We start from the raw sequence: 13,795 nt of genomic DNA on the forward strand, positions 1-13,795 counted from the left end.
GGAGATATACAGATGGTTTTTATATTGTCAGCGGTGATTTTGTTTCTGGCTGGATATGTGATTTTACTCCGGAAACAGATCAATCAAATAACCCGTCAGCTGGAAAAACGCAGAGAAGAGAATACGAGACAGCCAATAAGCCTGGAATTCATAGACTCCGGGCTTACAAGACTTGCGGGAAATATGAACCGGTGTTTAAAAAGTGAGGAAAAACTGCGGGAGGAAACTGTGAGCAGGGAAAAAGAGCAGAAGGAAATGATAGCCGACTTATCCCATGATCTCAGAACACCTTTGACGGCAATCAAGGGATACCAGCAGCTGCTCATGGCAACACTAGCGGAGGAAGGACAGAGACAAAGACTCCGGACCGCCCAGAAACATGCGGATGAACTGGGAAAGATGATCGAACAATTTTTTGAGTATTCTCTTTATTCTTATAAGCAGTCAGAGCCAAAATATGAACGGATCAACCTGGGAGCCCTGATTGCCGAATGCGTTGCGGAAATGGTTCCGCTGCTGGAAGAACATGAACTTTCCATCCGAATGGAGGAGACAGATCCGGTTTATGCAAAAGCGGATAGGGAAATGCTCATCAGAATTATTCAGAATTTGATCCGTAATTGTCTTGCTTATGCAGATTCCAATGCTGTGGTCAGAGTTGAAAAAACGAAAAGAGCGGTTTTTTCCTTTGGAAACCAAACAACGGCAACAGCAGACCCGGATCGTCTGTTTGACCGGTTTTACAGGGAAGACCGATCAACAAGCCGGCCTGGAGGTATGGGCCTTGCTATTGTAAAACTTTTGGCTGAACAGATGGGGGGAACTGCCAGGGCAGGAAAAAAGGAAGGCTGGCTGTGGATCTATGTCGAACTTCCTTCTGACGGATGATACTTGTTCCATTCATCCAGGATATAACGATTCCACAGTTTATAAAATTGAAAGCCGCGTGCAGCAAACCCGGCGAAAAATATAAGGACTGCAGTGGCGGATGCGTACCGGAATCCTGCAAATGACAAGGCATACCACATAAAAACCGTCGACAGCAATGCCGATACGGTGTAAAGAAAAGCAGCGTATGTCTTGATCTGTTTTTTCGACAGACCGAAAATAAACCAGATCCATCTGCTTGGAGCAAAGCATAAAGCTCTGTCTTTCATCAAAAAGATCAAAAAAAGAAGTCCCAGTGCGGCCGCTTTTGTGATTAAGGATTTCACGCCTATAATGATAAGAAATAGAATTAATTTCATGTCTTACTCCTCTTCATTTTCTGCCTGTATCATGATCTGTGTAATGTATTCGTCTGCACTGGAAATCACAAAATCATTGAGCCCGGTTTCATATGCGTATCCCGTTAGTGTTAAATGGTGTTTTTCTGCAAATGCTATGATTTCCTCATAGAATTCCGGAAGGCCGTCCCAATCACCCGTAAAAAATCCGCATATATAAGTTCCGCCCGGTTTTTTAAATATATCGTTGCTACTGTTCTTTGGTGCCGGAGTAAAAAGACCGTCATAGGAATCGAACTTCCTTTGCTTAATCTTTTCAGTGGAGATAAAACTTCCAATGCCCATAATAAAGTCTTTCGTGTCCCAGAAATTTTTAATCTGAGCGTATATTTGTTCAATATCCTCATCACCAAAAGCAAAAGAGATCCTTTGGTGATATTCTTCTTCACACTCTATGATCCTGATTTCTCTGTTTTTTATCTGACTGCATAATTCCAGCTGTTTCTTTTTCATAAGAAGAATTTGTCTGCTTTTTTTCAGCCGCCTGATCTCACAGCCGATCTCTTTTAGTTTTGTGTCTGCAATACGTAAAAAATCTGCTTGGTTCGGATGGTTCAGATATTCTTTTATTTCTTTAATGCTCATATTTAATTCTTTCAGCATACGGATATATTCTAATTGAATACTCTGTGAGTCATCATAGTATCTGTAATTGTTATCTCCTTTATAGTGCGGTGAGAACAGACCGATCGTATCATAATAGTGCAGAGTCCGTTTGTTGAGTCCGTGGATTTTTGCAAACTGTGAAGTTGTCAGCTTTATTGAGCGGCGATTCATGATAGTTCCTCCTTGACATTACACTTACTGAATACTTTAAGGTAATTATATACCAATCAGTTTTATTAGAATAGGAGGAATCAGATGAAAAAGCAAATCAGGGTAAGGGAATATCGGGACAGAGACAGCAGAGCGTTGGAGAACATTATCAGAGAAGCATGGAAATACGATGAACTTACAGGGCCTGCGACAGCATCTAAATTGGCAAAAGTTTTTCTTTACAGCTGCCTCTGCAGCCAGACTTTTGCACAAGTAGCCCTGGCAGATGGAATGCCGGTCGGGGTAATTATGGGGAAAAATCTGAATAAACACAAATGTCCGTTTAAATACCGTGTGAAGCAGATTACATCCATACTCTCTCTGCTGTTATCCGGAGAGGGAAGACAGGTGATTAAGATGTTTGGATGTATAAGCGGGATAGATAAAAAATTATTAAAGGACAGTGGGAAGAATTATCAGGGAGAGATTACGTTTTTTGCTGTTGATTCTGAATTTCGGGGCCGTGGAGTCGGAAAAGTATTGTTCCAAAATATAAAAACCTATATGAAACATGAAGAAATTCAAAATTATTATTTGTTTACAGACACAAGCTGTAATTTCGGATTTTATGAACATCAGGGTATGAACCGGTGCAGGGAACATACCCATATTTTCACTGTCCGCAGCAGGCCTGCCAAAATGAAATTCTTTTTATTTGAACAGGAAGACAAACGCATGGTCTGAACTCTAATTGTCCATACATTCCTCAAACATCCGGTAGATTTTTGGATGTTCTTTCTTTACATTGACCGGCACCAGGTCTTTGCTGACCATCCCGTGAGAAGTGGTGCCGGTGGCGATCAGGACACGGGGATTTTCCCGGATGACTTCATAGGAGAATTCCAGGCGCACCGGTGTAAGCCTTGTCAGTTTTATATGGATGGAAAGTTCGTCTTCATAAAAAGCGGCCTGTTTATACCTGACCGTAAGGCCGGTAAGTGGAGTGATAATGCCGGCTTTTTCCACGTCTGAATAGCTGATTCCTGAGGCCTTAATAAAATCAGTTCTTGCTACCTCAAACCAGACAGGATAGTTGCTGTGATGGGCAATCCCCATCTGATCAGTTTCCGCGTATCTTACAACGATTTTTGATGTGTACATAAAATCATCCTTTCTTAGCTTTGTCAATTCTATCAGTATATAATAAAACATCCTGACATGTCTAACCCATCTTTGCGGGAATCGTTGAATTTCTTAGATTTATATTGTATCATAAAAGAAACAGAAAGCAGGGAGAGCTTCTATGAAAAACAGGCTGAGAGACAACAGAGGATACACATTGGTAGAGCTGATGGCGGTGCTGGTTATTTTCGCCATTCTTCTGGCTATCGCCGGAGGAGGGATTGCAGCCTATCAGAAGCACTCTGCGTTTAAAAAGAACAATGAATATGCACAGACGATCTTCACGGCACTTCAGTCTTCCATGGCCCATGCAAAAGCAGGCGGAAGTCTGGATGAACTGTCCAAAGAACTTTCGGGTTCAGAGTATAAAGATAACCGCCTGAATGGGAAAATGATCGACGAAGGCGCTCCGGTTCCCGACGATGCTGAGGGCATGTATTATTTTTTCTTTCAAAAAGGCGAAAAAAGGACGGATTACGAAGGGGCTAAAAAGACGGTATATGAGATGATTGCGCCGTATATATATGACGCAGATGTATTGAATGCGTCTTTTTGCGTCGAGTTTGACCCCGACGAAGGGACGGCTCTGGGAGTCTGTTATTCAGACAAAGCAAAGAGTTTTTACTACGGAAATACCCAGTCCAAAGGCGGTGAGGGAAGCGCGGATATCAGCGGCAGGAGCAGAAATGACCGTTATGACCGGCTCGTAGGCTACTACGGAGTGGATTCTGTCTCTTCCACGCCGGAGCCGATGGAGGGGTCAGTTTTCAAAAGCCTTGAGCTGGTCAACAAAGAGACGCTTTCTATCCGATGGGAGTTGGAAGACGCATATCAGGCTTCTGCACTGGGCCTTGCATATGACATAAAACTTTACGATGCAGCGGACAACCGGCTTGTGTGTTCCTTCAAAATCAACGATCTCGATAAGGCGGAGACCATTCTGAAGGAAGAAGGCAGTGATAAAGAGCTTACATTGACCAGTGATGTTTTATTTTATGATGAAGACGAGAAGGTTACAGAGACAAAAAAAGATTTGAAATTTATGGGTTATATCTCAAAGGAAGGGAAGATGATCCTCGTTCTGGATGCAGCAGATTTAGAAGCCGCATCTCAGGTAAACGAGAAATCGCCGGATTATGACGGCACTTACAGCATACGCAGACTGGGATTTTCAGCGGGTCCCATGTATGCAAGAATGCAGGCCTCAGGAACCGGATACCGGCCCAGCCAGTGGGAGCAGACCAATACAGAACACTCATATTTTGCCAAAGAAGAGGCAAAGAAGGACGGCACAAAAATTTATGACCTTAAAAACCCAAGGCATCTCTTCGATCTTAGGTTTGAGGAGAAAGACGCGCCGGATGATACGGTTTTATACCGCCAGGCAGGCGACATTTTCTGGAACGGAGAGAAAGGCATGGCGGCAGGAGGTTTCCTTTTTGAGAAGACGAAACAGCTGTCAGAGACGGAGGAGGGGATCCCTTTTCCTTCGGCAAGTAAACTGAATAAGAAACATACCTTGCAGGGGATGGATGAAAATGACCAGTCCTATGCTGTTCAGTTATTTAAATTCGGAGCGAAGGACCAGAAAACTCCGGCCGGATTATTTGAAGTCAATGAAGGTACGATAAGGAATATGTTACTGAAACAGATATCTTCCCAGGGAACTGACTATGTGGGAACAGTCTGCGGAGTCAACTACGGGACACTGAAAAATATTTCTGTGGATAAAAAGAGCACGGTCAAAGGGAAAAAATTTGTAGGGGGCATCACAGGAAGTGATATCACAGGGAAACCCCTGGATACAGGAACGGAGAAGCTGATCTTAGTAGGTACCATGAGGACTTACGATTCTCTGAAAAACAGCGCCAGGGTTGAAGGAGAAAAGTTTGTGGGAGGCGTTGTCGGATATTTAAACGGCATCTGTATAGAAGATCCGTCTAAACCGGAGGACGTGCAGAGTATTTCTGTCAAAGAGTGCGAAAATTATGGCTATGTGACGGGAACCGGACAGTGTATCGGCGGAATTGTCGGATACAACAGGCTGTCATCCATTGAGAAGTGCTTAAGTGTTCCTGTTTTGACAAAAGAGGAGGAAGAAAAGCTTAGAGAAGCGGCGAAAAATTATCAGCTGAAGGGCGACTTCGTAGGAGGAATCGTCGGTCTCAATGATGACGGCATCATCACGAAATGCAGCACCGGAAAAGAGGATGAAAAGTCCTTTGTGGCAGGCAGGAGATACGTGGGAGGCATCTCCGGATTCCATATGAAGATCGAGAATTCAGGTGCCATAGATACAGAGCTTGTTATGGACGGAGACGGCTCTGCAAACTTCGCAAATGTGATCGGAAGCCAGTATGTGGGAGGAATCACAGGGGTGAACGGCAGCGTGCAGGGGAAAATCTCGGATATACTCAATCAGGATGTTAATCTTAACAATTTTATTGTCAATAAAGAAGAATACACGTCAAAAGCGGTTCTCAAAAACTGGACGAACAAGGGACTTGTGACGGCGAATGAGCTCTTTGCAGGAGGAATTACCGGTCTGAATACCGGGAAAATACAAAACTGTACGTCTCAGATGCAGACAGAGGAAAAAGACAAAGAGAAGATACAAAAACTTCTGCTGGAATATGGAGCATTAGGTATCCAGATCGGCGGTATTGCAGGCTACAATAACGGGCTGATTGAAAATGACAAGAGGACAGAAGTTACGGCATATGTAGCCGGGGATACCTATATCGGTGGGATTACAGGCTACAATGAACAGAAAGGAAAGATCCGAAATTTCTCTGAAATCAAAGGATTTATTTATGGAAAAGACTGTGTCGGAGGAGTTGCCGGAGCCCAGAAAGGCGGGGAAGATCTGAAAGGATTTGAAAACCAGGCGGATATTACGGCAGACTTCGGGGATGCCGGAGGAATCTGCGGACAGATGTCAGAAGGAACAACGGTTATAGACAGCGGCAACACTGGCAACATCAGTTCCGAATACGGAAATGCCGGAGGAATCTGCGGCAGTGGTGAAGATTTGGTCATCGAGGGAGCTTATGTAAAAGACTGCACAATTACTTCTGAGAGAAATACAGCAGGGGGAGTCATCGGCAGGATTTCAAAAGAGGGGCTGATCAGAATTTCATCTGTGAGGCCCGGAGTTGTGATTCAAAGCCCGAAAGAGACGGCAGGAGGCATGATCGGACTGGCAGAAAAGACCAAAGAAAATGGAAAGCTGGAGATTTTCGGGTGTAACAGCGCCGCCGCATTGGAGTCAGGCAGGGCAGGAGGCATAATAGGAGAGTCAGACCTTACATCGGGCAGCATGGAAATAATACAGTGCAGAAACTATGGCTTTCCGATCGGCAAAACGAAAATGTCCGGACTGATCGGCTCTAAGAAGGGTTCGGCTGAGAATTTAAAACTTTATCAATGCTTCGGTGTTTCTGATTTGGAATATCCTCTGGCCGGCGAACCGTTTGAACAGGCAGAAATATCCAAATGTTATTATTTTATTGCTGGGGATCAGACAGAAGGCAATGTGGGAATCGGTATTCCTCTGATGGTGGAAAAACAAGGAACCCAGTATTACAGGGCATCGGGAACCGAAGAAGGCAAAAAGGTTACGATCAGCAACTTTACCGTAGATCCGACGCTGCTTTCGGAAGCAAATCTAAAAGATTTTTATGCTAAGATCGAGCGCACAATCAATGGTTATTATAACGGCTTGAACTAAGAGGATGAAGAACTATGGAAAGACTCAGAAAAAGAAATGAAGGAAGTGCATTGATCTTTGTCATGTGTATCCTCTGTGTATTTATGGCGGCGGCATTGATTATGATTCTCGTGTCTTATCAGGTACTGACAAATGCCCAGCAGTCGGCAGTCAAAGACCAATGCAGGATTTCCGCGGTTTCGTTTAATAAACTGCTGGAAAAAGAGATTACTGCCCCGGAAGGACAGGGAATCAGAGATGACAACATCCGGTATTTTCTTTACGACCAGATAAAAAACGATAAGTGGGTCTACTACAATGAGAAAGAGGAAGGTCATGGCGAAAATGAAGCTTTCCGCACTCTGGACATTGAGATGATCCAGTCGGCGAAAGATACACTGGGAGACATCAAGGTTACGGTTTACTGGGAATCCCAAAAAGATGATCCCCTTGACAAGGCTGTACTTGTGACTAAAGTAAGCGCGGGTTCCAGAAAACAGGAATATCATATAACGACCAGGTATTCTTTAAAGGTAAACACAGGCGAGCCGGAACAGTGGATCTGGGCTACAAATTGGCAGGAGTGATTACATGAGAAAAATACGGATCAAGCATATTTTAAAAGGGCGAGACGGAATGACTCTGGTGGAAGTCCTGGCTGCATTTGCCATTCTGCTGATGGGCATCGCTTTTCTCTACAAAAGTACGGTGATGTCGTTAAACCAGATCAGGAAAGCGAGGGAAGTGCAGGAGCAGGCAGACCGGGCGGTTTCTGAATTTTATGAGAAGAAGGCAGAGGAGTCTTCGGAGAAACAGACCGTCGTGCTCACCGTAAAAAAACAGGACTCCGACACTGCTGTGTCCCAATGGGGTATGGAAGTGAAGGTTGGAGAAGCCAAGAGCAGCGATGGATATTTTATCTATTTCTTCGGGCAGGAAGGAAGTGAGAAATGATACGCCGGCGGATCAGGAGTAAATTACAAAAAGTACTTTTGCATGACAAGTCAGGAATGACCCTTGTGGAATTGATGGTTACCTTTCTGCTGCTGGGCATATTGATGGCAGCGGCCATCGCCACACTGTCTCCGGCGATGAATGTCATGGCGAGGATATCGAACATGAGCCGGGCCCAGGGTGTGGCAGATATTCTGATGGAAAAAGTCTGCGGGGAAGTGGGAAGCTCCACGGGCCAGGTACAGATCGACAGCGGAAATGAAAAGATTTCTTATACCGACAAGAAGGGGCGCTCGGTCATCATGTACGCAAAGGAGACAGACGGAGAAAAGAGGCTGGTGCTTCACTATCAGGCATCTTCGATAGCCGAGGGAGGAGCGGCAGCGACAAAGGGAGTTGACTGGACCTTTTCCAAGAAGATGTATATGAACCAGGAAATTAAGGAACTGAAGTTTGAACGGAAGGAAGATACCAATCTTGTAAAGATCACGCTGACGGTCCGGAATGTAAAGACAGGGCAGACGTATAGACGGACAAAAATCGTGGAGTGCTACAAGCTGGACGACAGGGGATTTATCGCTGATACGGAATTTCCGCAGGAGGTTTAAATAAGGCAGAAAATGCCGCTGTTTTAAATCTCGATATTGTTTGACAAGTATAGGGATTCAGCATATAATTTAAATATGCACTTTGGTAAATCAAAGGATAGGAAGGGAAAATTATGAAGAAAAAATTAAGTGATTTCAGACAAAAAATGAGGGAGGATAAAAAAGGGTTTACTCTTGTAGAATTGATCGTTGTATTGGTTATTCTGGCAATCTTGATTGCATTGTTGGTTCCTACTTTGACTGGATATATTGATAATGCGAATAAGAAAAAAGTAGCATCAGAGGGAAGGCAGATTCTAATGGCAGCTAAAACTATTGCGGCGGATGATTATAACAGTGATGAAGCTACAAAAAACTTGTGCGGCAAAACAATTAATACTTTAAAGATTTCTGCTGCAGGTGCAGCTGCGGATGATCCCACGATTGAGAAACTTTCCGAGGTAAAGGACAGCAAATATACAAATGTTTCTATTACATTTGATGCTGATGGAACGGTATCAAAGTTGGTTTACACAGGTAAAAAATTTACGGCAACATTCGATGGATCTGCATGGAGTACAACTAAGAACTAAGAATCGCTGAGATAGCATTTTTTGGAAAGCGGACGGTATAACTTGGTCACAAGAAGAAGGTTTAAAAATCACAAGTTTATAGAATATACAGAATGGATTTTGCTTCTGGTGCTGTTGTCTGTATTGTTCCTTGGAGTCATTCCTCGTGTCAAGACATCATTCCAGCGCCAAAAGGCCCGTGAAATCTTAAGAAACGCCAAAGATGTCCGTGTCTCAGCACAGATTTATTTCTACGATACATATGCAAAAGGAGAAGAAGTCCCTGTCGCAGGAAAACGCCAGGTGCTTTCCGGGGATGTGGAGAAGGACATTTTAAAGACAGCCAGGAGTCATGGAAGGATTGACACCATTGCCTATGACAGACGGGATGTAAAAGTGACGGACCTTGTTTATATTGAGGATGGCTACATCGTAAGCTACAAAGAAGTGAAGGGAAAACCAGTCTGGAAAGTGTACCGATTGAGCCGGATGATAGGGGATTCATAAGAGATTTAAGTAAAAGGGTGTCCCAAAAGTATTTTTACTTCTGGGGTATCCTTTTCTTTCGCAAAAGGGGGAAACATGGGACTTATCTATTTTATATTCTTCTGGATCGGAGCATCCGTCTTTTCCTTTGTGAATGTCTTAATTTACAGGGTGCCGAAGAAGATTTCTTTTGTCGGCGGCAGAAGCTTTTGTCCGTCCTGTAAAACCAGTCTAAAACCATACGATATGATACCGGTCTTCAGCTACATTCTCCTGAAAGGCAGATGCAGAAAGTGCAGCTCAAAGATCCCGGTCCGCTACCTCTTTGTAGAATTATTTGGAGGAATTTTAGCTGTCCAGTGTGCGGCATCTGTTCCTCTGGATGAGTCGGGAGCGGGCATCTATCTTTTAAAAACAGTATTTTTATTAATAACAGGGGCTCTTTTGACTGCAGTGACATTTGTAGATATTGACACAATGGAAATTCCCAATGGCTTTGTACTGGCGTTAGCGTGTCTTGGAGCCGTGTCTCTTTTTTTGTTTCCGGAAGTATCTCTGCCTATGAGAGTGATCGGCTGCTTTGCGGTCAGTGTTCCGATGCTGCTGCTTACGGTGCTGATCCCCGGGGCTTTCGGAGGCGGTGATATTAAGCTGATGGCCGCAGCGGGAATTCTGCTGGGGGCAAAGCTTACCGGAACCGCATTTTTCTTTTCTGTGTTAGCCGGAGGTGTGTACGGAATCTATCTGCTGGCCGGAAAGAAAAAAGGAGGCAAAGACCATTTTGCATTTGGACCGTTTTTATGTTTGGGCATCTGGGCGGCCATTTGCTGGGGAAATGAGATCATCGGCTGGTATCTTGGCCTTTTGCCGTGAGATGATGCCTGAGGGGGGAATCAAATATGCCGAAATATAAATATAAAGCGAAAGACAGTAGTGGAAAGTTGTCAAAGGGTGTCCTGGAGGCTGCCGATGAGCTGGCCTTATACCAGGCTCTGAGAACAGACGGAAAATATCTGGTTTCCAGCAAAGACTTAGAGGAAGGAAAATTAAAGTCCAAAAGAAAGATGAAGGCATCTGTGCTTGCAGATTTTTGCAGACAGCTGGGGACGCTCTTAAAAGCAGGCGTTTCCTTGGTCCGCTCCCTGAATATCATCGCCAACGAGATCGGAGTCAGAAGCACCGACAAAGAGACGTATCAGAATCTTTTAAATTCCATCCGCCAGGGAATTCCTCTCTCAGAAGCTATGGACGAACAGGGCAGGACGTTTCCGGTGCTTTTGGTCAGTATGATGCGCTCTGCGGAGGCCAACGGAAACCTGGACCAGACCTCACTGCGCATGGCGGAGCATTATGAGAAAGAAAACAGGCTCAACGGAAAAGTCAGGAACGCTATGATTTATCCGATCGTTCTGTCTGTACTGCTCGTAGGTGTGATCATTTTCATACTGTCATATCTTGTACCGCAGTTTCAGGATATTTTTGATACGATGGTATCCCTGCCGCTGCCCACTGTGATTTTGCTGGGACTGAGCGGAGGAATCCGGAAGTACTGGCCGTTTATTCTGCTGATTTTGGCGGCTGTGATCTTCGGAATCCGTCTCATACTCCGCATCCCAAAGGTGCGCTGGAAGAAAGACCAGCTGAAACTGAGGCTTCCGGTGATCGGAAAGCTCTTAAGAAAGATTTACACCGCAAGGTTCGCAAGAACGCTGTGTTCCCTGTATTCCAGCGGGATACCGATCATACAGGCAATGCAGATCGGAAGCTCAACGGTGGGAAACCGTTATATAGAAGAACAGTTCGGTCAGGCTGTCGACTCTATCCGCAGAGGAGAGTCCTTATCAGTTTCCCTGATGGAAATTGACGGGTTTCAAAAGAAACTTTCTTCGGCTATTCAGGTAGGGGAAGAAACAGGAAGTCTGGACGAAATGCTGGATTCCATAGCAGAAAGCCTTGAATTTGAGGCGGAGAGAGCTTTAGAGCGTCTTGTGACACTTTTGGAGCCGGTTTTGATTATCCTGATGGCAGTGATCATAGGATTTGTAGTGGTGGCAGTCATACTGCCGATTTATGAATCTTACTCTACGATTGACCAGGGATATTAAGGGGGAGCTTTTATGAAGACAACAGTATATTTATCGAATCACAGAGTGCAGATCGCTGTGGGGGAGGCAAAGAAGAGCAAAATAAAGATTCAGAACCTGGTTCAGTTTGATCTCCGGGAAGGAAGTCTGATCAACGGAGTCATCACATCGGAAGACGGGCTGAAACATCAGCTGGAAAAAGCCTGGGAGAGCCACGGCATATCAATGAAGATCAGTCTCGTCATAGACAGCACGCAGATTGCCGCAAAGCTCATGACGATTCCAAAGATGAATAAAAAAAAGACACTGGAAACAGTAAGAAAAGAATTGTCAAGCATTGAGAATCCGGAAAAGTATGTTTACGATTACCGCGTCTGCGGCATGGATAAAAAAAGCGGTATGGCAACAGTGCTTGGAGCGGCAGTACAGGAATCAATGTTAAAGAGTTATCTGGATGTATTTGCGGCTATGGGCGTGGAAGTAGAATCGGTGGATATTGCCCTGAATGCTCAGCTGAAAGCTTTTGACCGCATACAATCTTTGAAAAACGAGACCTTTATATTCTCGAAGCTCGACGCTGAGATTCTGATCAGCACCCTGTTTGTGCAGGGTGTCTATAAATATCTGAACCGCACAAGGATTTTTGCAGAGCATGGAACCGACGGGATCGCCACAGAAGTCGGGAATACGACAAGTTCTATGATCCAGTTCCTTGCCACAGAGCAAAAAGGAGAAAAAATTAAAAGCATTTATCTGGGAGGCTTCCCGGAAGAAGACAGAAGAATCCTTGCAGCGCCTCTAAAGGATCTGGGTCTTCAGGTTGGACAGTCTTTTCCACTGACGGGATTTGACATGCCCGACCAAAAGGAATTTTCAAATTATATTTTTCCAATCGGTGCTTTTCTTTCAAAGAAAGGTCAGGACATCGACTTTGCCCAGAAGATCAGGGCCAGGGAGGATAACAAAACGTCTTCCAAAGTATATCCGGGTGTGTTTGCAGCGGCGGGCGCTCTGGTTTTGTGTATTGCCGTGTCAGCCGTCCTATTTGCTATGAATACGATCAACAAATCAAAGATCAGTGGAATGGACACTTATATTGAGGACTCAAAAAATGAGGCAGACTACACCAATGCCAAAAATCTGGATCTGGAATTGGCAAACAAGCAGACAGGAAAAGAGCAGTTTGCAGTCGTAAAACAAGTTTTGGAATCTTATCCCCAGGCGAATTCAAGGGTGGAGAAGATGGTCAGAAACAGCGCCGGGACAACGGTTTCCATCACTATAGACCGGTACGATTCCTCCACGGGAATGTACGAATTTGTTGCCATGGCTCCGAAAGTTACGAGTATTTATGATTTTATCAACCGTCTGAAAAAGTCTGAACTGTTTGCGGATCTAAAATACTCGGGCTACAATTATACAGAAGAAACAAGGCAGTACGATATTCATATCAGCACTTATCTAAGTGAGAATGCAGGAAAGTAGGTGGAGCAGCAATGGAAATAACGAGTCGTGACAAAAAAATATTAAGTGTGCTTTCCGTCGTGCTGATCCTAGTGGTCTTCGGAAACTTTGTGATCCGCCCGCTCCTTGCACAGCGCAGTGAGCTGGCTGAGGAATTCAAGGAAAAGCAGCAGACAAAAGAGACAATGGAGATGGCCATAGCCTCCATTCCCCAGAAGGAGGCCCGGCTGAAAGCTTCCAGGGCAGACTTTGAAAAGGAGACAAAGGATATTTATCCGATGATGGAGTCCCATAAAGTGGAGCGTATGATCACGAAGCTGATCTTGAACTGCGGACTTTCTTCCAGAGATTTTGAGATTTCTGCAAGGCCGTCTGTCAGCGTTCTCACTCCTTACATCGAGTCTTCTCTGGCAAAAAGCCTGGGAGTGAAAAGCAGCGGCGACAGTACAGCGGAGGACAGCAGCAAGACCGCCATTTCTCAAAATGTACTCTATTCCTATCCTGTATCTGTCAATATTCTCGGTACAAAGGCGAATGCCAAAAAGTTGATCGATAAAATATATGCGGATTATCCTTCCATTCGTATTGTGAGTTATGGAATGAGTTCAGAGACGGCGTTGACCACATCTAATAAAGTGATCGATGCGTCGACTCTGTCCTTGGTGCTGGAAGTCTATATGTGCAGGAAGTAATATCTGGAAAGCAGGGGGGAGAT

15 protein-coding genes are annotated in these 13,795 nt (G+C 44.6%); 12 read left to right on the forward strand and 3 right to left on the reverse strand.

The annotated features are described in order from the left end of the window. The first annotated feature begins 12 nt into the window (after positions 1-12). Positions 13-888, forward strand: coding sequence for a sensor histidine kinase (locus DWV34_RS07380; RefSeq protein ID WP_022260767.1), 876 nt, complete (start codon positions 13-15; stop codon positions 886-888). On the opposite strand, the gene DWV34_RS07385 is transcribed toward DWV34_RS07380, so the two are convergent. Together DWV34_RS07385 and DWV34_RS07390 are read right to left on the reverse strand one after the other, a co-directional pair. Continuing rightward, the gene (locus tag DWV34_RS07385) at positions 861-1,247 is read right to left on the reverse strand and encodes a hypothetical protein (protein WP_009289525.1); all 387 of its coding nucleotides are present in this window, start codon (positions 1,245-1,247) and stop codon (positions 861-863) included. The genes DWV34_RS07380 and DWV34_RS07385 overlap by 28 nt on opposite strands. 3 nt (positions 1,248-1,250) lie before the next feature. Next, entirely contained in the window at positions 1,251-2,063 is an 813-nt protein-coding gene (locus DWV34_RS07390) for a MerR family transcriptional regulator (protein ID WP_006566776.1), read from the reverse strand. An 84-nt stretch (positions 2,064-2,147) separates the two neighbouring features. On the opposite strand from DWV34_RS07390, the gene DWV34_RS07395 reads away from it, so the two are divergent. Further along, positions 2,148-2,786 carry a GNAT family N-acetyltransferase gene (locus DWV34_RS07395; RefSeq protein ID WP_022260766.1) on the forward strand — a complete coding sequence of 213 codons (639 nt, stop codon included), beginning with the start codon at positions 2,148-2,150 and terminating at the stop codon, positions 2,784-2,786. A gap of 3 nt (positions 2,787-2,789) precedes the next feature. Here DWV34_RS07395 and DWV34_RS07400 read toward each other — a convergent pair whose 3' ends face one another. Continuing rightward, a complete protein-coding gene (locus DWV34_RS07400) occupies positions 2,790-3,203 on the reverse strand; it encodes an acyl-CoA thioesterase (RefSeq protein WP_009289530.1) in 414 nt (137 codons plus the stop codon). A 142-nt stretch (positions 3,204-3,345) separates the two neighbouring features. Here DWV34_RS07400 and DWV34_RS07405 point away from each other — a divergent pair, with 142 nt between their 5' ends. The 10 genes from DWV34_RS07405 to gspM all read left to right on the forward strand — a co-directional run bounded on the left by DWV34_RS07405 (position 3,346) and on the right by gspM (position 13,772). Beyond that, positions 3,346-6,954: a pilus assembly FimT family protein gene (locus tag DWV34_RS07405; RefSeq protein ID WP_009289531.1), complete on the forward strand. Its 3,609-nt coding sequence runs from the start codon at positions 3,346-3,348 to the stop codon at positions 6,952-6,954. A gap of 14 nt (positions 6,955-6,968) precedes the next feature. After that, positions 6,969-7,520: a hypothetical protein gene (locus tag DWV34_RS07410; protein ID WP_006566780.1), complete on the forward strand. Its 552-nt coding sequence runs from the start codon at positions 6,969-6,971 to the stop codon at positions 7,518-7,520. Between the two features lie 4 nt (positions 7,521-7,524). Continuing rightward, on the forward strand, positions 7,525-7,887 hold the full coding sequence (locus DWV34_RS07415; protein WP_006566781.1) for a type II secretion system protein: 363 nt from the start codon (positions 7,525-7,527) through the stop codon (positions 7,885-7,887). Continuing rightward, positions 7,884-8,495, forward strand: a complete 612-nt coding sequence (locus DWV34_RS07420; protein WP_009289532.1) for a type II secretion system protein — start codon at positions 7,884-7,886, stop codon at positions 8,493-8,495. The genes DWV34_RS07415 and DWV34_RS07420 overlap by 4 nt, the downstream gene beginning before the upstream one ends. Positions 8,496-8,608: 113 nt before the next feature. After that, on the forward strand, positions 8,609-9,067 hold the full coding sequence (locus DWV34_RS07425; protein ID WP_009289533.1) for a prepilin-type N-terminal cleavage/methylation domain-containing protein: 459 nt from the start codon (positions 8,609-8,611) through the stop codon (positions 9,065-9,067). Between the two features lie 42 nt (positions 9,068-9,109). Beyond that, positions 9,110-9,553, forward strand: coding sequence for a hypothetical protein (locus DWV34_RS07430; protein ID WP_006566784.1), 444 nt, complete (start codon positions 9,110-9,112; stop codon positions 9,551-9,553). Between the two features lie 75 nt (positions 9,554-9,628). Continuing rightward, the gene (locus DWV34_RS07435) at positions 9,629-10,405 is read left to right on the forward strand and encodes a prepilin peptidase (protein ID WP_009289534.1); all 777 of its coding nucleotides are present in this window, start codon (positions 9,629-9,631) and stop codon (positions 10,403-10,405) included. A gap of 26 nt (positions 10,406-10,431) precedes the next feature. Then, complete coding sequence (locus DWV34_RS07440) at positions 10,432-11,637, forward strand: type II secretion system F family protein (RefSeq protein WP_009289535.1); 1,206 nt, start codon at positions 10,432-10,434, stop codon at positions 11,635-11,637. A gap of 12 nt (positions 11,638-11,649) precedes the next feature. Continuing rightward, positions 11,650-13,101, forward strand: coding sequence for a pilus assembly protein PilM (locus DWV34_RS07445; RefSeq protein ID WP_022260765.1), 1,452 nt, complete (start codon positions 11,650-11,652; stop codon positions 13,099-13,101). Positions 13,102-13,112: 11 nt separating this feature from the next. Further along, complete coding sequence (gspM, locus tag DWV34_RS07450; RefSeq protein ID WP_009289538.1) at positions 13,113-13,772, forward strand: type II secretion system protein GspM; 660 nt, start codon at positions 13,113-13,115, stop codon at positions 13,770-13,772. Positions 13,773-13,795 lie beyond the last annotated feature (23 nt).

It is taken from the genome of Anaerostipes sp. AF04-45 (assembly GCF_003461725.1).
Classification (GTDB): domain Bacteria; phylum Bacillota; class Clostridia; order Lachnospirales; family Lachnospiraceae; genus Anaerostipes; species Anaerostipes caccae.